We start from the raw sequence: 16,830 nt of genomic DNA, 5'->3' as shown, positions 1-16,830 counted from the left end.
GGGCGCGCATCCCCATCCTCGAAAGAGGGGTGCGCTGAACAGAACTTGATTCTACCAAGAAGAATAAAGCAGTCAATCCCTTGCCTGCACGCGGCACGCGACGGCGGCCACGACCGGCCAGGGGATTCGGTGATCAGCGTCGCTGCCGGGACGCGCGTTCGGTGAACAACTGGACCATGCGCGCATGGGCCGCCTCGATGATTTCGTCCTGGCGGCGCCCGATATGTTTTCTGAGCAAGGCCGCGCAAGTGTCGACGTCGCGGTTCTTCAACGCCGCGACGATGGCATTGTGGCCTTGGTGCGTGGCGCGCCGGCCGGGCTGGCCCACGTCGATCCAACGCACGAATTGGATACGCGCGTTGATGTTGCTCAGGACGCGTGACATTTCCGCGTTGCCCGCTAGCGCCACCAAGCGCTCGTGGAACTGCTCATCCTGAGCGATCAATTCCGTCGTCGCGCATTCGTGGCTGGCCTCGCCCTCGCTCAACATGTCGGCCAGCGCATCGATCTGCTGGTCAGTGGCGCGTTCCACGGCCAGTTGCACCGCGGCCAACTCCAGGGCCATGCGCAATTCGTAAAGGTCGAAGAGTTCTTTTGGATCCAGTTCCCGAAAGAAAAAGCCCTTGCCGGCGATGGATCGCAGGAACCCCTCCGACGTCAGCCGGTGCAGCGCTTCCCGCAACGGGGTACGCGATACATGCAGCTCATTGGCCAACTCACCCTCGTTCAGGCGTTCGCCTGGAAGGAAGGCATGCGTGATGGCCTTGGCGCGCAGCGCCTCGTAGACCGCCGCCCCGACCTTGTCGGCCGAGGCATCACGGTCCTGTTTAACAGCGGTGGACATGTTCGTTTTGGCCGGGGGGGCACTGTGACGGCACGCAGGCCGGGGCTCGTCGCACCCATGAGCCCGCCCACGCAGGAACGCCGGGGCATCCATATTAACCCTATTGCAATTGACCTGTACTTAAATCAGAATTCAGCCCTGAATACAGAACATAATTCTGCTTAGCAGAATGCGGCCCTCACTCACCGACAGGAGCGTGTGCATGACTATCAAGGGAAAGGCCTGCATTGCCGGGGTGTTCGAACACCCGCTGCGCAAGGCGGAGCACCATTCGGTCGCCCAACTGCATGCCGAATGCGCGCGCGGAGCGCTGGCCGATGCAGGGCTGTCCTTCCAGGACGTGGACGCCTATTTCTGCGCCGGCGACGCGCCAGGCTTGGGCCCGCTGTCCATGCTGGACTATCTGGGCTTGCGCGTGAGGCACCTGGACACCACCGAGACGGGCGGATCGTCATACCTGATTCACGTCGCGCACGCCGCGCAGGCCATCGCGGCGGGAAAGTGCAATGTCGCGCTGATCACGTTGGCCGGCAAGCCACGCACCGACCCATCGACGGCGAAGCCCCGCGAGTATGGCGCCACGTCTCCCGATGCCGCGTTCGAACAGCCCTTCGGGATGAACACCTTGGCCGGCTACGCGATGGTGGCCCGCCGCCACATGCACGAATACGGGACGACGGCCGAACAGCTAGCCTGGATCAAGGTCGCGGCCGCCGCGCATGCGCAGCACAACCCCCACGCCATGCTGCGCCAGCCGGTGACGGTCGAGGACGTCGTCAACTCGCCCCTGGTGGCGGACCCGCTGCACCGCCTGGACTGCTGCGTGGTCAGCGACGGCGGGGGCGCGCTGGTGGTCACCCGTCCCGAGATCGCGCGCCGTCTGGCACGCCCCACGGTGAACGTCCTAGGCGCGGGCGAGGCGACGCGTGGCGCCTACGACGGCCGCGGCAGCCTGCTGGTAACGGCAGCGGCGCAGTCCGGCCCGCAGGCGTTTGCCGAAGCCGGCATCACGCCCGCCGACGTCCAGTACGCATCGATCTACGACAGCTTCACCATCACGGTGCTGCTTCAGCTGGAGGACCTGGGATTCTGCCGCAAGGGCGCGGGGGGCCGCTTCGTGCAGGACGGCAACCTCATCTCGGGCATCGGCCGCCTGCCCTTCAATACGGACGGCGGCGGGCTGTGCAACAACCACCCAGCCAATCGCGGCGGTATCACCAAGGTGATCGAAGCCGTACGCCAGCTGCGCGGCGAGGCACATCCCAAGGTGCAGGTGCCCAACTGCGAGCTCGCCCTGGCCCAGGGCACGGGTGGCAACCTCGGGGCGCGCCACGGCAGCGCCACGCTTATCCTTGGACGGAGCTGATTACATGTTTCTCTCGGACGATCGCCAGTGGCCGGCCCCAGCCGCCAATCCGGAAAACGCAGCCTTCTTCGACGCCGCAGCGCAGGGCCGTCTGTTGTATGGGCGCTGCCGCGCGTGCGGCAAGGCGCATTACTACCCGCGCCGCAGCTGCCCACATTGTTTTTCAGCCGACGTGGACTGGGCCGAGGCCGGCGGACGCGGCCGCATCCATTCGTACACCGTGATCGGCGCGCCTTCCGACAGGCAGGTGCAGGCCTTCATCACCCTGGACGAAGGCGTGCTGATGCTCAGCAACATCGTGGATGCCGCGCATGGCCGACTGGCCATCGATGCGCGCGTGCGCGTCGCCTTCGGTCGTGCCGGCGACGTGCGGGTGCCCGTCTTCGTGCTGGACGACGCGGAGGCTGGCGCATGAATCCGAACGCAGTCAAGGCCTGGCGCCGCACGGTCATCCATGACTACACGGCGCGCGATTCGGCGCTGTACGCGCTGGCCATAGGCGCCGTGTCCGACCCGCTGGACCCGCGGCAATTGCGGCTGGTCGACGAGTCCGACCAGGTCGCCGTCCCCACCCTGGCCGCCGTGATCGCCTCGCCTGGCTTCTGGGCGCGCGACGAAGCATCCATGGAGATCGACGCCGCGCGAGTGGTCCACGCAGAGCAACGCATCGCGCTCGAACGCCCCCTGCCCGCGCAAGGCCGAATCGTAGGTATCTCGCAGGTGTCGCGCATCGTCGACAAAGGCGCCGGCAAGGGTGCGCTAATCACCGTATGCAAGACCTTGCAGTCGGAAGACGGTGAGCGCTATGGCCGAGCCTGGCAGCTCTTCTTCTGCCGCGCGGACGGCGGGTTTTCCACGACCGGATCGGACGACCTGGTGCTGGACGGCGATCCGCTGCCGCCACTTGCCGTCCCGCCCCGGCGCGATCCCGACCAGTGCGTGCGCTACGCCGTGCGCCCTGACGCCGCGCTGCTGTATCGCCTGTGCGGCGACAACAACCGGCTGCACATCGACCCGCACGCTGCCCAGCAGGCAGGCTTCGCGCGACCTGTCCTGCACGGCCTGGCCACCTATGGCTTTGCCGCCATCGCGGCCATCCGTGCCTGCGCGGCAGGCGACGCGCAACAGCTGATCGGACTGGACGCGCGTTTTTCGGCGCCGCTCTACCCGGGTGAGGAGATCGAGTTCCGGATTTGGAATGAAGGCGTCCACGTGGCGCTCGAGGGCCGCGTCACCGCGCGCGACGCCGTAGTGATCGGCCACGCACAGGCGCGTTTTCAACGATAAAGGATGAACTGATGAACCAATCCATGTCAGGCAAGGTAGCCGTGGTCACGGGCGCCGGGGGCGGCATCGGCCGCGACATCGCACTGCAACTGGCGCAGGCCGGCGCACGTGTGGTGGTCAATGACATCGGGGTGTCGCTCAACGGCGAAGGCGGCGACGCCGGACCGGCGGCCACGGTGGTGGAGGAGATCCGCGCGGCGGCGGGCGAGGCCGTCGCCAATACGGACTCCATTGCGACGCAGGAGGGCGCGCAACGCCTGATCCAGCAGGCCGTCGACACATTCGGCCGGATCGACTGCGTGGTCAACAATGCCGGCATTCTGCGCGACCGCTTCTTCCACAAGATGAGCGAGGAAGAGTGGGACACCGTCGTGAAAGTGCATCTCTACGGCTCGTTCTACACCAGCAGCGCAGCCGCCGCCTTCTTCAAGAACCAAGGTGGCGGCGCGTACGTCCACATGACGTCGACCTCGGGCCTGATCGGCAACCGCGCGCAGGCCAACTACGCGGCCGCGAAAATGGGCATCGTCGGTCTGTCGCGCAGCATCGCCATCGACATGCAGCGCTCGGGCGTCCGTTCCAATTGCATCGCCCCCTTCGCATGGGGCCGCATGGTCGCCTCCGTGCCCATCACGGACGAAGCGCAACAACGGGCAGCGGAACGAAAGCAGTTGCTGATGACATCCGCGAAGGTCGCGCCGCTGGCAGTTTTCCTCGCCAGCGACCTGGCGGCCGAAGTCAACGGCCAGATCTTCGCCGTACGCGGCAACGAGATCATGCTCATTAGCCAGCCTCGGCCGGTGAAGTCCGTGCATCAATCCGAGGGCTGGACCCCGCACGGCATCGCCGAGCACGCGCTGCCAGCCATGCGCGGCGCGCTCACGCCGCTGGAAGAGACCGCGGACGTGTTCGACTGGCCGCCCGTGTGATGCGGCCGGACAGGCCAACATGGCCACCCGCGGGCGATGGCCGGGCCGCGCGGGCTGGCGTGCCTGACAAGCTTCCTGAATCGAAGTCGACATACACACGGAGAAGACGTGGATCTGACCTACAGTGCGCGGGACCTGGCATTTCGCGAAACCGTCGTCGCATGGTTGCGGCAGCACTTGCCCGATGACCTACGCGCCAAGGTGCTCGGCCACAAGCGGCTGAGCCGGCAGGATTTCGTGCGCTGGCACCGCATCGTGGCCGCGCAGGGCTGGGTGGGCGCCAACTGGCCCGTCGAATACGGCGGCACCGGCTGGACGGCCGTCCAGCGCCACATCTGGGACGAGGCATGCGCCGCGGCGGGCGCGCCTATCATCATGCCGTTCGGGGTCAACATGGTCGCACCCGTCATCATGGCCTTCGGCAACGAGGCGCAGAAGCGCCACTACCTGCCGCGCATCCTGAACTGCGACGACTGGTGGTGCCAGGGCTACTCCGAACCGGGCGCGGGCTCCGACCTGGCGTCGATCAAGACCCGCGCAGAGCGTGTCGGCGACCACTACGTCGTGAACGGTCAGAAGACATGGACGACGTGGGCGCAGCACGCCAACATGATTTTCTGCCTGGTGCGCACCGCCGCGACCGCCCGCAAGCAAGAGGGCATCTCCTTTCTGCTGATCGACATGAACAGCCCAGGCATCACCGTGCGGCCCATCGTCATGCTCGACGAGGAGCACGAAGTGAACGAGGTGTTCTTCGACAACGTCGAGGTCCCGATGGAGAACCTGATAGGCGAAGAGAACCAGGGCTGGACCTACGCCAAGTATCTTCTGGGCCACGAGCGCACCAACATCGCCGCCGTGGGCCGCTCCAAGCGGGAGCTGCGCCTGCTCAAGCGGCTGGCGCAGGACCAGCGCAAGAACGGCGCGCCGCTGCTGGGCGACCCGGTGTTCGCCGCCAAGGTGGCATCGCTGGAGATCGACCTGATGGCGCTCGAATTGCTGGTGCAAAAGACCATCTCGCGCGAAAGCCACCAGAAATCTCCCGCCCCGGAAGCCTCGATGCTGAAAATCAAGGGCAGCGAAATCCAATTGGCCATCACCGAATTGATGCTCGACGCAGTGGGTCCCTATGGCGCGCCCTTCGACCCCGCTTTCCTGAGCGGAGAGCGCCAGCACAGCGTGACACGCAACGACGACGCGGCGGGCGTGGCCCCGATGTACCTGAACTACCGCAAGATCGCGATCTACGGCGGTTCCAACGAGATACAGAAAAACGTCATCGCCAAGCTCGTATTGGGCCTGTAAGGAGCCGCCTCATGAACTTCGACTACACCCACGAACAGCAGCAATTCGCGGACGCGCTACAGCGCTGGATCGAGAAGGACTACGGCTTCGAGCGGCGCCGCGCGATCATCCACAGCGAGGCAGGGATATCGGGCGAGGCCTGGCAGGCGTTGACGGATCTCGGCGTGATGGCCTTGCCCCTGCCCCAGTCGGTGGGCGGGCTCGACGGCAATGCGATGGACATGTTCATTGTCATGGAAGCGCTGGGGCGGGGCCTGCTGGTGGAGCCCTGCTTCTCGACGGTGTTCGGCGCCGAATTCCTCCGGTTGTCCGACCGGCATGACACGCCGCTGCAGGCCGTGGCGGAGGGCCGGCTCAGGCTGGCGTGCGCGCTGGGCGAGCGTCACTCGCGCCACGATCTGTTCGACATCGCGGTCACGGCCGGCCGGACCTCGGAGGGCCATGTGCTGAATGGCATGAAGACCGTCGTGACGCACGGCGCGCAGGCCGATCTGCTCGTCGTGTCCGCCCGGACCTCGGGCGCACAGCGGCAGACGCAGGGCATTTCGCTGTTCCTGTTGCCCGCCGATGCGCCCGGCGTGGCCGTACGCGACTATCGCACCATCGATGGCCTGCGCGCGGCCGACGTGGAATTCACGGACGTACGCCTGCCCGACTCGGCCCTGCTGTGCCAGAAGGGCGAAGGGTGGCCGCTGCTGGAGTCCGTGGCGGACTATGGCATCGTGCTGCTGTGCGGGGAGGCGATCGGCGCCATGGCAGCGTTGAACGACGCGACATTGGACTATCTGAAGACGCGGCAGCAGTTCGGTGTGCCGATCGGAAGCTTTCAGGTACTGCAGCATCGCATGGTCGACATGGCCATTCATCTGGCCCAGGCGCGCGCCATCGCCACGCTGGCAGCCGCCACGCTGGCGGCCGATCCCGAACCGCAGGCACGCCGGCGCGTCGCCTCGGCGGCCAAGGCGCGGGTCGGACAGGCCATGAAGTTCATCAGCCAGCAGGCCGTGCAGCTGCATGGCGGCATGGGACTGTCGGACGAATTGCCGGTATCCCACTACGTCAAGCGCCTGACCGTGATCGAACTGATGCTGGGAGATACCGACCATCACCTGGCCCGGTTCGCCGGCCAGCCCGCATTCCTCGACGCCATCGCGATGGCTTGAAGCGGGAACGCAGCCATTTCCCGGGCGCGCGGTATCCGACCGGTTTCCTTGTCTGTTGAACAAAGGAGTCATCATGAAGCGTCGCGATTTCTACTCGACCTGCGCGCAGGCCGTCCTGGCCAGTGCTCTGGCATCGGCAAGTACATTGGCCACCGCGCAGCCCGCATTTCCCAGCAAGCCGATCCGGCTGGTCGTGCCCACCAATGCCGGAGGCAGCATCGATACGATCGCCCGCATCCTTGGGGAAGAACTCACCAAGAGCCTGCATCAGCCGGTCATCGTGGAAAACAAGACTGGCGCGGGTGGCATGATCGCAGCAGCATCGGTAGCGCAGTCGCCGCCCGACGGCTACATGCTGCTGGTTACACACACCGGCGTCCTGCAGGCGGACCTGCTGCGCAAGAATTCGCCTTACCGGCTCAGCGATCTGGCGCCGGTGGCGGAAGTGTCCAACACGCCAGTCGCGTTCGGCGTGGGCACCAGCGTGCCGGCGAAGGATCTCAAGTCATTCATCTCGCTGGCCAAGGCGCAGTCCGAGCGGCTCAGCTACGGCTCGTACGGAAAGGGGACCTCGGCGCACATCTGGGCGGAGCAGTTCTCCCAGCGCGCCGGCATCAAGCTGATCCACGTACCGTATGGCGGGGAAATGCCCGCCCTGCAAGACGTGCTGGCGAACCGCATCACCAGCGGCTGGGGCGCCGTCGGCACGTACAAGCAGTACGCCGACGCCCAGAAGATCCGCATTCTCGCAGTGGCGAATCCGACGCGCTCGATCCTGCTTCCCGACGTTCCCACCTTCATCGAGGCAGGCTTTCCCGAAATGAACGCAAGCGGATGGTGTGGGGTCTTCGCTCCCGCCGGGACGCCCACGACGGTCATCGCGCAGTTGTCCCAGGCCATCGTCAAGGCGGCACGGCGTCCCGAGATCGCCCAGCGCATCCTTGCAACCGGCCAGGAGCCGACAGGCGCCGACCAGGACACTTTCGGCAAGCGCGTGGCCGAGGATCGCAAGACCTGGGCCAAGGCCATCTCCGAACTCAACATCACTCTCGATTGACCGCATTCGGAGACTGGAATCCATGGTGAGCCCCCAAGATATCCGCACATGGCCGACGCACCTTCCGCGGCGACTGACGACGCCGGCCACGAACCTGTTCTTCAACCTGCTGGTCTCGGCGGAGCGCTTTCCCGCAAAGACCGCCCTGGTCGACGCGCAGGGCTCGCTGACCTACCGCGAGCTGCTGGACCAAGCTGACCGGATGGCCGGCTTCCTGGAAGAGGACCTGGGCATGCGCGGCGGCGACCGCATCATGATGTACATGCAGAATTGCCGAGAGTTCGTCGTCGCATACTATGCCGCACTGCGCCTGGGCGTCGTGGTGGTACCGGTCAATCCGATGAACAAGCGCGCAGAGCTCGGACACTACCGTTCCGACAGCCAGGCGCGCGTGGCCATCTGCGGCAGCGAGAACCTGGAGGAACTGCTGGCCATGGAAGGCGCTGGGGAAGTGGCTGCCATCGTCGTCGCAGCAGGCCTTGCCAAGCCGATCTCTTCCGTACGGCCTGCGGGCACGGCGCCGGCCGTGCACGGATTCGATGCGGCCCTGGCGGCGGGCCGCACGCCGGCGCATTCGCCTCTGCACGAGCCGGAACAGCTGGCCGTGATCCTCTACAGCTCGGGAACCACCGGCACACCCAAAGGCTGCATGCACACGCATCGTTCGCTGATGGCCAGCGCTAATGCGGTCGCGTACTGGATGAACATGCAGTCCGAGACAGTCGTGCTGGCGGCGCTGCCCTTCTTCCACATCACCGGGATGCAGAACATGATGAACGTCCCGGTCTACGTTGGCGGCACGCTCGTGCTCCTGCAGCGGTGGAACCGCGAAGCCGCAGCCGAATTGATCGCCCGGCACAAAGTGACGCACTGGAACACCATGCCGACCATGCTCATCGACTTCCTGGCCAGCGCGCATTTGGCCAGCTATGACCTGCGTTCTATCAAGCGCTTGGGCGGCGGTGGAGCCGGCATGCCGCAAGCGGTGGGCGAACGCGTCAAGGCGTTGCTCGGCGTCGATTTTCTGGAAGGCTATGGCCTGTCCGAGGGCATGCCCTTCATGGGAAACCCCGCCGCGCACTTCAAGCGCCAATGCCTGGGCGTGCCGCTGTTCGACACGGATGCGCGCATCGTGGACCCGCAAGACCTACGGGTGCTGCCCCAGGGCGAGACCGGCGAGATCGTCGTATCCAGCGACAAGCTGTTCGAAGGATACTGGCGCAACGAGGAAGCGACTCGGCAGGCGTTCATCGAACTGGACGGAAAGCGTTTCTTTCGCAGCGGGGATCTGGGCTATGTGGATGAGGACGGCTACTTCTTCATCGTGGACCGACTCAAGCGCATGGTCAACGCCTCAGGATACAAAGTCTGGCCCACCGAAGTCGAGGCGCTGCTGCATGAACATCCCGACGTGCGCGAGGCATGCGTGATCGCCGCCAGCGACCCCTATCGGGGCGAGACGGTGAAGGCGGTCATCGTGCTGCACGATGCAGCCAGGGGCCAGGTATCCGCCGACGACGTCATCGCTTGGTGCAAGTCCAGGATGGCAGCGTACAAATACCCGCGGCTGGTGGAGTTCGTGGATGAACTGCCCAAACTCGCCACTGGCAAGATCGCCTGGCGGCAACTGCAGGACGCACAACGCGCGCGGGACCGCGCGGCGCCCTGATCGTTTCGGCCGGCTCCGGCCGGACTTGCGCAATCGCCACACCCTGTCCTGTCGCCTTGCACGGAGTTCCCAAAAGCAAAACGGGCCCGAAGGCCCGTTCCACTTTCAGCATACGACGCTGCCGATGCGTTGCCGATTTACTCGGCGTCGCCTTCGGTTTCCGAAGCATCGAATTCCGGACGGTCGACCAGCTCCATGAAAGCCATGGGAGCGTTGTCGCCCTGACGGAAGCCCATCTTCAGGATGCGGGTGTAGCCGCCGTTACGGGCCGCGTAGCGCGGACCGATTTCGGCAAACAGCTTCACCACGGCGTCGCGATCACGCAGGCGGGCGAACGCCAGGCGCTTGTTGGCCAGGGTGGGCTCTTTGCCCAGCGTGATCAGGGGTTCGACGACGCGGCGCAGTTCTTTCGCCTTCGGCAGGGTGGTCTTGATCGCTTCGTGAGTGATCAGCGAAACGGCCATGTTGCGGAACATGGCAAGACGGTGGCTGCTGGTGCGATTGAGTTTGCGAAGGCCATTACCGTGACGCATGATGATTTCCTTTGAATCTAGGTGACGACGTTTCCGTCATCGTGGTTATCCGGTTCTTCTATCGTCCGGGTTTCGCCGTGAAACCCGGATCGCGGTCCGGTGGAAAAAAGGTACTGCAAGAATTCAGGTTGCCCGACGGGCGCGGCGCACGATAACACAGTGCGCCAACCCGGCAGGCCAGGATGCCCCGCCAGGGGCGTTCTGCTTAGGGACGCTCGAGACCCAGCGGGGGCCAGTTTTCGAGCTTCATGCCCAGCGTCAGGCCGCGTGCGGCCAGCACTTCCTTGATCTCGTTGAGCGACTTGCGACCCAGGTTCGGGGTCTTGAGCAGTTCGTTCTCGGTACGCTGGATCAGGTCGCCGATGTAGTAGATGTTCTCGGCCTTCAGGCAGTTGGCCGAACGCACGGTCAGCTCCAGGTCGTCGACCGGGCGCAGCAGCACCGGGTCGATCTGCGGCGTGCCGCGGACCGGGACTTCGTACGAATCGCCCGCGCCTTCCAGGGCCGCGAACACGGAGATCTGGTCCATCAGGATGCGGGCCGACTGGCGGACGGCTTCCTCGGGCGAGATCACGCCGTTGGTTTCGATGTCCAGCACCAGCTTGTCCAGGTCGGTACGCTGTTCCACACGGGCGCTTTCCACCGCGTAGCTGACGCGACGGACCGGGCTGAACGAGGCGTCCAGCACGATGCGGCCGATGGTGTGGGTGCGGTCTTCCGACAGCGCGCGCACGTTGCCCGGCACGTAGCCGCGGCCCTTCTCGACCTTGATCTGCATCTCGAGCTTGCCGGCGTCGGTCAGATTGCAGATGGCGTGGTCGGGGTTGATGATCTCGACGTCGTGCGGCAGCTCGATGTCGCCGGCCACCACGACGCCCGCGCCGTTCTTGCGCAGCACCAGGGTGACTTCGTCGCGGTTGTGCAGCTTGAACACCACGCCCTTCAGGTTCAGCAGGATGTCGACCACGTCTTCGCGCACGCCGGGGATGGTCGAGTATTCATGCACGACACCCGTCATCTGCACTTCGGTGGGCGCGTAGCCGGTCATCGACGACAGCAGGATGCGGCGCAGGGCGTTGCCCAGCGTGTGGCCATAACCGCGCTCGAACGGCTCCATCACGATCTTGGCGTGATGCGTGCCGACGGGTTCGACTTCGATGGAGCGCGGCTTCAGAAAACCTTGAGTGGACATGTACTGAGTTCCTTTTCAATACCCTCGGCTCGTTACACCGATAAGGCTGATGGAAGTAGAGAAAAACGATCTGCGGATTTGCACCCGCCTTGCCTACACAACCGCAAGGCCCGCTACACCAAAAAGGAGGTAGCGGGCCATGGCGGCAATGCGTTTCGTGCCGGCCGCGAGCGCACAGCGCCCGCCAGCCGCCTCGGAATTAACGCGAGTACAGTTCGACGACCATCGATTCGTTGACGTCGCGAGCAACGTCGGCGCGGTCGGGAGCCGACTTGAACACGCCGGACATCTTGGCGGTGTCGACTTCGACCCATTGCGGAATGCCGATGCTGGTGGCCAGCTCGAGCGATTCCTTGATGCGGCCTTGCGTCTTCGACTTTTCGCGGACGCTGATGACGTCACCGGCCTTGACCAGCATCGAAGCGATGTCGGCGGTGTGGCCGTTCAGTTCGATGGCGCGGTGGCTGACCAGCTGACGCGCTTCGGCGCGCGTCGAGCCGAAGCCCATGCGGTAGACGACGTTGTCCAGACGCGATTCCAGCAGCTGGATCAGCTTCTCGCCCGTGTTGCCACGGACACGATCGGCTTCGGCGAAGTACTTGCGGAACTGCTTTTCCAGAACGCCGTACATGCGCTTGAGCTTCTGCTTCTCGCGCAGCTGCAGGCCGTAATCCGACGTACGGGCGCCGGAGGTGCGACCGTGCTGGCCGGGCTTGGAATCCAGCTTGCACTTGGAATCCAGCGAGCGGCGGGCGCTCTTGAGGAACAGGTCAGTACCCTCGCGGCGCGAGAGCTTGCACTTGGGTCCAATATAACGTGCCATGTGGATTCCCTTTAGATACGACGACGCTTCGGCGGACGGCAGCCGTTGTGCGGAACGGGCGTGATGTCAGCGATGCTGGAGATCTTGATGCCCAGCGCATTGAGCGCGCGCACCGACGATTCACGGCCGGGGCCAGGACCCTTGATACGCACTTCGAGAGTCTTGATGCCGTATTCCATCGCAACACGACCGGCCGTTTCGGCGGCAACCTGCGCGGCGAACGGAGTCGACTTGCGCGAGCCCTTGAAGCCAGCGCCGCCCGACGTCGCCCACGACAGGGCGTTGCCCTGGCGATCGGTGATGGTGATGATGGTGTTGTTGAAGGACGCGTGGACGTGCGCGATGCCGTCCGAGACGTTCTTCTTGACCTTTTTGCGCACGCGCGAAGCGCCGCTGGTGGAAGCTTTCGCCATTATCCAGTTCCTCGATTATTTCTTCAGGGAAGCCGCAGCGCGACGCGGGCCCTTGCGGGTGCGTGCGTTGGTGCGAGTGCGCTGGCCGCGCACGGGCAGGCCGCGCTTGTGGCGCATGCCGCGATAGGTTCCCAGGTCGATCAGACGCTTGATCGACAGCTGCACTTCACGACGCAGGTCGCCTTCCACCGTGAACACGCCAACGTGTTCGCGGATGCGCTCCAGCTCGGCGTCGTTCAGATCCTTGACCTTTTTGTCGACGGGGACGCCAGCGGCTTCGCAAATCTTGCGAGCGCGGGTGCGGCCGATGCCAAAAATGGCGGTCAGGCCGATCTCGGCGTGCTGTTGCGGCGGAATGTTAATGCCAGCAATACGGGCCATGACTGTTCCTTGATATATCCGTTCTTAGCGTGGGTACTGTCCGGTAGCGACCGGCTCAGCCTTGACGCTGCTTATGACGCGGGTCAGTGCAGATGACGCGCACGACGCCGTGACGTTTGATGACTTTGCAGTTGCGGCAGATCCGCTTGACCGAGGCCATTACTTTCATGGATGACTCCTAATTTTCCGAAAACCGGGGGGCTCTTACTTCGAGCGGAATACGATCCTGGCTCGAGTCAGGTCATAGGGCGTGAGCTCCACTGTGACCTTGTCGCCCGGCAGAATCCGGATGTAATGCATGCGCATCTTGCCGGAAATGTGGCCCAACACTACATGGCCGTTTTCAAGCTTGACGCGAAAAGTCGCGTTGGGGAGGTTCTCGAGAACCTCGCCTTGCATCTGAATAACGTCGTCCTTGGACATTGTTCTTACCGCATCGGCAGTCCCGCGCCCTTGAAGTTGGCCTTCTTGAGCAGCGAGTCGTACTGGTGAGACATCATGTAGGCCTGAACCTGAGCCATGAAGTCCATCGTGACAACAACAATAATCAAAAGGGACGTACCACCGAAGTAGAACGGGACGTTCCAGCGCATCACCAGGAACTCGGGCAGCAAGCACACCAACGTGATGTAGAGCGCGCCGGCCAGAGTCAGGCGCATCAGGATCTTGTCGATGTAGCGAGCCGTCTGTTCACCGGGACGGATACCGGGGACGAACGCACCGCTCTTCTTCAGGTTGTCTGCGGTCTCACGGCTGTTGAACACCAGGGCCGTATAGAAGAAGCAGAAGAAAATAATGGCAGCCGAATAAAGCGTGACGTACAGCGGTTGGCGCGGTTCAAGCGCCACGGCCAGGTCGCGCAGCCAGGTCATGCCGCCGCTGTTGGAGAACCAACTGCTGATCGTGGCCGGGAACAGAATGATCGACGATGCGAAGATCGGCGGAATCACCCCGGCCATGTTCAGCTTCAGCGGCAGGTGCGAGCTTTGCCCGCCATAAACCTTGTTGCCCACCTGACGCTTGGCGTAGTTCACGGTGATCTTGCGCTGGCCACGTTCGACGAACACCACGAACGCGGTGACCAGGACGACCAGGGCCACGATGAACAGCGCCGACGGCACCGACATCGAGCTGGTGCGCACCAGATCCAGCAGCCCCGCCAACGCCGTGGGCAAGCCCGCGACGATACCGGCGAAGATCAGGATCGAGATCCCGTTGCCCAGTCCACGCTCGGTGATCTGCTCGCCCAGCCACATGACGAACATGGTGCCGGTGACCAGCGTGACCACGGTCGTGAAGCGGAAGATCAGACCCGGGTCCGTGACCAGGCCAGGCTGCGATTCCAGCGCGATCGAGATCCCGACCGCCTGCACCAGCGCCAGCACGACCGTGCCGTAGCGGGTGTACTGGGTGATCTTGCGCCGGCCGGCCTCGCCCTCTTTCTTGAGGGCTTCGAGGGACGGCACCACCACCGACATCAGTTGCATGATGATCGAGGCGGAGATGTACGGCATGATCCCCAGGGCGAAGATCGAGAAACGCGACAGCGCCCCGCCCGAGAACATGTTGAACAGGCCCAGGATACCGCCCTGGTTCTGGCGGAACAGGTCAGCCAGCGCATCCGGGTTGATGCCCGGAACGGGGATATGCGTGCCCAGACGATAAACGATCAGGGCGAGCACCAGGAACACGAGACGGCGTTTCAGATCGCCGTACCGCGCTCCCGTCTTACCCAGTGCCTGTGCTTTAGCCACACGTCACCTCAAGTTCAAGCAAGCGAGCCGCCGGCGGCTTCGATGGCGGCGCGAGCGCCGGCCGTCGCGGTGATGCCGCGCAGGGTAACCTTGCGCGACAGTTCGCCCGACTTGATGACCTTGGCGTAGCGCACTTGCTGACCAACCACGCCGGCAGCCTTCAGGGCCTGGACGTCGACGTCTTCGACTTCCAGGGCCTGCAGTTCCGACAGGCGGACTTCAGCGTACAGGTGCTGACCCAGCGGCGTGAAACCACGCTTGGGCAGGCGACGCTGCAGCGGCATCTGACCGCCTTCGAAGCCGACCTTGTGGAAGCCGCCCGAACGCGACTTCTGACCCTTGTGGCCACGGCCGGCGGTCTTGCCCAGGCCGGAACCGATGCCACGGCCGACGCGGCGCTTGGCGTGCTTGCTGCCCTCGGCGGGCTTGAGCGAATTGAGTTGGATATCAGACATCTCGATTCCTTAGACTTCCGAGACGGCGACGAGGTAATCCACCTTGCGGATCATCCCGCGCACCTCGGGGGTGTCGATCAGCACGCGGCTGCTGTTGATCTTGCCCAAGCCCAGGCCGCGCACGGTGTCGCGGTGGGATTGCTTGGTGCCGATCACGGAGCGCACGAGCGTGACTTTGATCTGCTTCTGCTGAGACATGATTTACCCCAGGATCTCTTCAACGGTCTTGCCACGCTTGGCCGCGACTTCAGCCGGGGTCAGCGAGGCGCGCAGGCCGTTCAGCGTAGCGCGGACCATGTTGTAGGGATTGCTCGAGCCCAGGCTCTTAGCAACCACGTTACGCACGCCCATCACTTCGAAGATGGCGCGCATCGGGCCGCCGGCGATCACGCCGGTACCGTCCGGAGCGGGCGAGATCAGCACCGTCGAGGCGCCGTGCTTGCCGACCACGGTGTGATGCAGCGTGCCGTTCTTCAGAGCAACCTTGAACATGCCGCGGCGGGCCTGTTCCATCGCCTTCTGGACCGAGACCGGCACTTCACGCGCCTTGCCCTTGCCCATGCCGATGCGGCCATCGCCGTCGCCAACCACGGTCAGCGCGGCGAAGCTCATGGTGCGACCACCCTTCACAACCTTGCTGACGCGGTTGACCGCGATCATCTTTTCGCGAAGACCGTCGTCGTTCTCTTTTTCCGCGGCGTTCTTGCCTTGTACTTTAGCCATTTGACAGATCCTCGCTTAGAACTTCAGGCCGGCTTCACGCGCGGCATCGGCCAGCGCCTTGACGCGGCCATGGTAACGAAAGCCCGAGCGATCGAAGGCAACCAGCTCGATGCCGGCGGCCTTGGCCTTTTCGGCAACGCGCTTGCCCACCAGGGCAGCGGCCGCGGTGTTGCCACCAGCGCCCGACGCGCCCAGTTGCGCACGCACTTCGGCTTCCAGCGTGGAGGCGCTGACCAGCACGCGATCGCCCTCGGGCGAGATGATGTTGGCGTAGATGTGCAGGTTCGAGCGGAAAATCGAGAGGCGATGAACGCGCAGCTCGGAGATCTTCCGGCGGGTCGGAACCGCACGACGCAAACGGGAAAGTTTCTTGTCCATGATTCGTCCTTGCGTGCGCCGTTACTTCTTCTTGGTTTCTTTGATGACGACGCGCTCGTCCGAATAACGCACACCCTTGCCCTTGTAGGGTTCGGGCGAGCGGTAAGCTCGGATCTCAGCGGCCACCTGACCGACGACTTGCTTGTTGGAGCCCTTGATGACGATTTCCGTCTGGGTGGGGCATTCAGCCTTGATGCCAGCGGGCAGATCGTGCAGCACGTCGTGCGAGAAGCCCAGCTGCAGCTTCACGGCGTTGCCCTGCACGGAGGCGCGGTAACCCACGCCAACCAGGTTCAGCTTGCGCTCGAAGCCCTTGCTGACGCCGGTGACCATGTTCGCGACCAGCGCGCGCACGGTGCCCGACATCGCCTTGGCCTGGCGGGAATCGTTCAGGGCGGCGAAGCTGAGCTTGCCGTCTTCCTGGCGGATACCGACTTCACCGGTCAGCTCTTGCGTCAGCGAGCCCAGCGGGCCCTTGACGACGATTTCACCGGCACCGATCGTGGCTTCGACACCCTTGGGCAGTTCGACGGGGTATTTAGCGATACGTGACATGAG

The 16,830-nt window shown here is 64.2% G+C and carries 22 protein-coding genes; 8 read left to right on the top strand and 14 right to left on the bottom strand.

Features of this window, described 5'->3' with window-relative positions:
- Window positions 1-133: 133 nt before the first annotated feature.
- Entirely contained in the window at window positions 134-844 is a 711-nt protein-coding gene (locus FS845_RS16690) for a GntR family transcriptional regulator (RefSeq protein WP_144637288.1), read from the bottom strand.
- A 202-nt stretch (window positions 845-1,046) separates the two neighbouring features.
- Here FS845_RS16690 and FS845_RS16685 point away from each other — a divergent pair, with 202 nt between their 5' ends.
- The 8 genes from FS845_RS16685 (at window position 1,047) to FS845_RS16650 (ending at window position 9,620) form a co-directional block, all read left to right on the top strand.
- Window positions 1,047-2,210: a thiolase domain-containing protein gene (locus FS845_RS16685; RefSeq protein WP_144637286.1), complete on the top strand. Its 1,164-nt coding sequence runs from the start codon at window positions 1,047-1,049 to the stop codon at window positions 2,208-2,210.
- A gap of 4 nt (window positions 2,211-2,214) precedes the next feature.
- Entirely contained in the window at window positions 2,215-2,625 is a 411-nt protein-coding gene (locus tag FS845_RS16680) for a Zn-ribbon domain-containing OB-fold protein (RefSeq protein ID WP_144637284.1), read from the top strand.
- Entirely contained in the window at window positions 2,622-3,497 is an 876-nt protein-coding gene (locus FS845_RS16675; RefSeq protein ID WP_144637282.1) for a MaoC/PaaZ C-terminal domain-containing protein, read from the top strand. Before FS845_RS16680 ends, FS845_RS16675 begins: the two co-directional genes overlap by 4 nt.
- Window positions 3,498-3,508: 11 nt before the next feature.
- Window positions 3,509-4,426, top strand: coding sequence for an SDR family oxidoreductase (locus FS845_RS16670; protein ID WP_144637280.1), 918 nt, complete (start codon window positions 3,509-3,511; stop codon window positions 4,424-4,426).
- Between the two features lie 108 nt (window positions 4,427-4,534).
- Window positions 4,535-5,731, top strand: a complete 1,197-nt coding sequence (locus tag FS845_RS16665) for an acyl-CoA dehydrogenase family protein (RefSeq protein WP_144637278.1) — start codon at window positions 4,535-4,537, stop codon at window positions 5,729-5,731.
- A gap of 11 nt (window positions 5,732-5,742) precedes the next feature.
- Window positions 5,743-6,894, top strand: coding sequence for an acyl-CoA dehydrogenase family protein (locus FS845_RS16660; protein WP_144637276.1), 1,152 nt, complete (start codon window positions 5,743-5,745; stop codon window positions 6,892-6,894).
- A 73-nt stretch (window positions 6,895-6,967) separates the two neighbouring features.
- Window positions 6,968-7,951, top strand: coding sequence for a tripartite tricarboxylate transporter substrate binding protein (locus tag FS845_RS16655; protein WP_144637275.1), 984 nt, complete (start codon window positions 6,968-6,970; stop codon window positions 7,949-7,951).
- A gap of 22 nt (window positions 7,952-7,973) precedes the next feature.
- The gene (locus FS845_RS16650; protein ID WP_144637274.1) at window positions 7,974-9,620 is read left to right on the top strand and encodes a long-chain-fatty-acid--CoA ligase; all 1,647 of its coding nucleotides are present in this window, start codon (window positions 7,974-7,976) and stop codon (window positions 9,618-9,620) included.
- A gap of 137 nt (window positions 9,621-9,757) precedes the next feature.
- Here FS845_RS16650 and rplQ read toward each other — a convergent pair whose 3' ends face one another.
- The 13 genes from rplQ to rplF form a co-directional block, all read right to left on the bottom strand.
- The gene (rplQ, locus tag FS845_RS16645) at window positions 9,758-10,153 is read right to left on the bottom strand and encodes a 50S ribosomal protein L17 (RefSeq protein ID WP_144637273.1); all 396 of its coding nucleotides are present in this window, start codon (window positions 10,151-10,153) and stop codon (window positions 9,758-9,760) included.
- 205 nt (window positions 10,154-10,358) lie between these two features.
- Window positions 10,359-11,345, bottom strand: a complete 987-nt coding sequence (locus tag FS845_RS16640; RefSeq protein ID WP_144637272.1) for a DNA-directed RNA polymerase subunit alpha — start codon at window positions 11,343-11,345, stop codon at window positions 10,359-10,361.
- A 199-nt stretch (window positions 11,346-11,544) separates the two neighbouring features.
- On the bottom strand, window positions 11,545-12,168 hold the full coding sequence (gene rpsD / locus FS845_RS16635) for a 30S ribosomal protein S4 (protein WP_144637271.1): 624 nt from the start codon (window positions 12,166-12,168) through the stop codon (window positions 11,545-11,547).
- A gap of 11 nt (window positions 12,169-12,179) precedes the next feature.
- Window positions 12,180-12,581 carry a 30S ribosomal protein S11 gene (rpsK, locus tag FS845_RS16630; RefSeq protein ID WP_003806930.1) on the bottom strand — a complete coding sequence of 134 codons (402 nt, stop codon included), beginning with the start codon at window positions 12,579-12,581 and terminating at the stop codon, window positions 12,180-12,182.
- A 15-nt stretch (window positions 12,582-12,596) separates the two neighbouring features.
- Window positions 12,597-12,962: a 30S ribosomal protein S13 gene (rpsM, locus tag FS845_RS16625; RefSeq protein ID WP_066124763.1), complete on the bottom strand. Its 366-nt coding sequence runs from the start codon at window positions 12,960-12,962 to the stop codon at window positions 12,597-12,599.
- A gap of 55 nt (window positions 12,963-13,017) precedes the next feature.
- Complete coding sequence (gene rpmJ / locus FS845_RS16620) at window positions 13,018-13,131, bottom strand: 50S ribosomal protein L36 (RefSeq protein ID WP_003806928.1); 114 nt, start codon at window positions 13,129-13,131, stop codon at window positions 13,018-13,020.
- A gap of 35 nt (window positions 13,132-13,166) precedes the next feature.
- Window positions 13,167-13,385 carry a translation initiation factor IF-1 gene (gene infA / locus FS845_RS16615; protein WP_003806927.1) on the bottom strand — a complete coding sequence of 73 codons (219 nt, stop codon included), beginning with the start codon at window positions 13,383-13,385 and terminating at the stop codon, window positions 13,167-13,169.
- A 5-nt stretch (window positions 13,386-13,390) separates the two neighbouring features.
- The gene (secY, locus tag FS845_RS16610; protein WP_144637269.1) at window positions 13,391-14,716 is read right to left on the bottom strand and encodes a preprotein translocase subunit SecY; all 1,326 of its coding nucleotides are present in this window, start codon (window positions 14,714-14,716) and stop codon (window positions 13,391-13,393) included.
- A gap of 14 nt (window positions 14,717-14,730) precedes the next feature.
- The gene (gene rplO, locus FS845_RS16605; protein ID WP_144637267.1) at window positions 14,731-15,171 is read right to left on the bottom strand and encodes a 50S ribosomal protein L15; all 441 of its coding nucleotides are present in this window, start codon (window positions 15,169-15,171) and stop codon (window positions 14,731-14,733) included.
- A 9-nt stretch (window positions 15,172-15,180) separates the two neighbouring features.
- A complete protein-coding gene (rpmD, locus tag FS845_RS16600; RefSeq protein ID WP_144637265.1) occupies window positions 15,181-15,369 on the bottom strand; it encodes a 50S ribosomal protein L30 in 189 nt (62 codons plus the stop codon).
- Window positions 15,370-15,372: 3 nt separating this feature from the next.
- A complete protein-coding gene (rpsE, locus tag FS845_RS16595; protein WP_144637263.1) occupies window positions 15,373-15,894 on the bottom strand; it encodes a 30S ribosomal protein S5 in 522 nt (173 codons plus the stop codon).
- 15 nt (window positions 15,895-15,909) lie between these two features.
- Window positions 15,910-16,272, bottom strand: coding sequence for a 50S ribosomal protein L18 (gene rplR / locus FS845_RS16590; protein ID WP_144637261.1), 363 nt, complete (start codon window positions 16,270-16,272; stop codon window positions 15,910-15,912).
- Window positions 16,273-16,293: 21 nt separating this feature from the next.
- Window positions 16,294-16,827 carry a 50S ribosomal protein L6 gene (gene rplF / locus FS845_RS16585; RefSeq protein ID WP_144637259.1) on the bottom strand — a complete coding sequence of 178 codons (534 nt, stop codon included), beginning with the start codon at window positions 16,825-16,827 and terminating at the stop codon, window positions 16,294-16,296.
- Window positions 16,828-16,830 lie beyond the last annotated feature (3 nt).

The organism is Bordetella genomosp. 13 (genome assembly GCF_007679965.1).
Classification (GTDB): domain Bacteria; phylum Pseudomonadota; class Gammaproteobacteria; order Burkholderiales; family Burkholderiaceae_B; genus Bordetella.
Note: the sequence above shows the minus strand (reverse complement) of the source record. Positions and strands in the feature narration are given on the sequence as shown.

Bases quoted from the DNA above. Each gene is read 5' to 3' on its own strand.
- FS845_RS16690 (WP_144637288.1), bottom strand. From the start codon at position 844: ATGTCCACCGCTGTTAAACAGGACCGTGATGCCTCGGCCGACAAGGTC.
- FS845_RS16685 (WP_144637286.1), top strand. From the start codon at position 1,047: ATGACTATCAAGGGAAAGGCCTGCATTGCCGGGGTGTTCGAACACCCG.
- FS845_RS16680 (WP_144637284.1), top strand. From the start codon at position 2,215: ATGTTTCTCTCGGACGATCGCCAGTGGCCGGCCCCAGCCGCCAATCCG.
- FS845_RS16675 (WP_144637282.1), top strand. From the start codon at position 2,622: ATGAATCCGAACGCAGTCAAGGCCTGGCGCCGCACGGTCATCCATGAC.
- FS845_RS16670 (WP_144637280.1), top strand. From the start codon at position 3,509: ATGAACCAATCCATGTCAGGCAAGGTAGCCGTGGTCACGGGCGCCGGG.
- FS845_RS16660 (WP_144637276.1), top strand. From the start codon at position 5,743: ATGAACTTCGACTACACCCACGAACAGCAGCAATTCGCGGACGCGCTA.
- FS845_RS16655 (WP_144637275.1), top strand. From the start codon at position 6,968: ATGAAGCGTCGCGATTTCTACTCGACCTGCGCGCAGGCCGTCCTGGCC.
- FS845_RS16650 (WP_144637274.1), top strand. From the start codon at position 7,974: ATGGTGAGCCCCCAAGATATCCGCACATGGCCGACGCACCTTCCGCGG.
- rplQ (WP_144637273.1), bottom strand. From the start codon at position 10,153: ATGCGTCACGGTAATGGCCTTCGCAAACTCAATCGCACCAGCAGCCAC.
- FS845_RS16640 (WP_144637272.1), bottom strand. From the start codon at position 11,345: ATGTCCACTCAAGGTTTTCTGAAGCCGCGCTCCATCGAAGTCGAACCC.
- rpsD (WP_144637271.1), bottom strand. From the start codon at position 12,168: ATGGCACGTTATATTGGACCCAAGTGCAAGCTCTCGCGCCGCGAGGGT.
- rpsK (WP_003806930.1), bottom strand. From the start codon at position 12,581: ATGGCGAAAGCTTCCACCAGCGGCGCTTCGCGCGTGCGCAAAAAGGTC.
- rpsM (WP_066124763.1), bottom strand. From the start codon at position 12,962: ATGGCCCGTATTGCTGGCATTAACATTCCGCCGCAACAGCACGCCGAG.
- rpmJ (WP_003806928.1), bottom strand. From the start codon at position 13,131: ATGAAAGTAATGGCCTCGGTCAAGCGGATCTGCCGCAACTGCAAAGTC.
- infA (WP_003806927.1), bottom strand. From the start codon at position 13,385: ATGTCCAAGGACGACGTTATTCAGATGCAAGGCGAGGTTCTCGAGAAC.
- rplO (WP_144637267.1), bottom strand. From the start codon at position 15,171: ATGTCTGATATCCAACTCAATTCGCTCAAGCCCGCCGAGGGCAGCAAG.
- rpmD (WP_144637265.1), bottom strand. From the start codon at position 15,369: ATGTCTCAGCAGAAGCAGATCAAAGTCACGCTCGTGCGCTCCGTGATC.
- rpsE (WP_144637263.1), bottom strand. From the start codon at position 15,894: ATGGCTAAAGTACAAGGCAAGAACGCCGCGGAAAAAGAGAACGACGAC.
- rplR (WP_144637261.1), bottom strand. From the start codon at position 16,272: ATGGACAAGAAACTTTCCCGTTTGCGTCGTGCGGTTCCGACCCGCCGG.
- rplF (WP_144637259.1), bottom strand. From the start codon at position 16,827: ATGTCACGTATCGCTAAATACCCCGTCGAACTGCCCAAGGGTGTCGAA.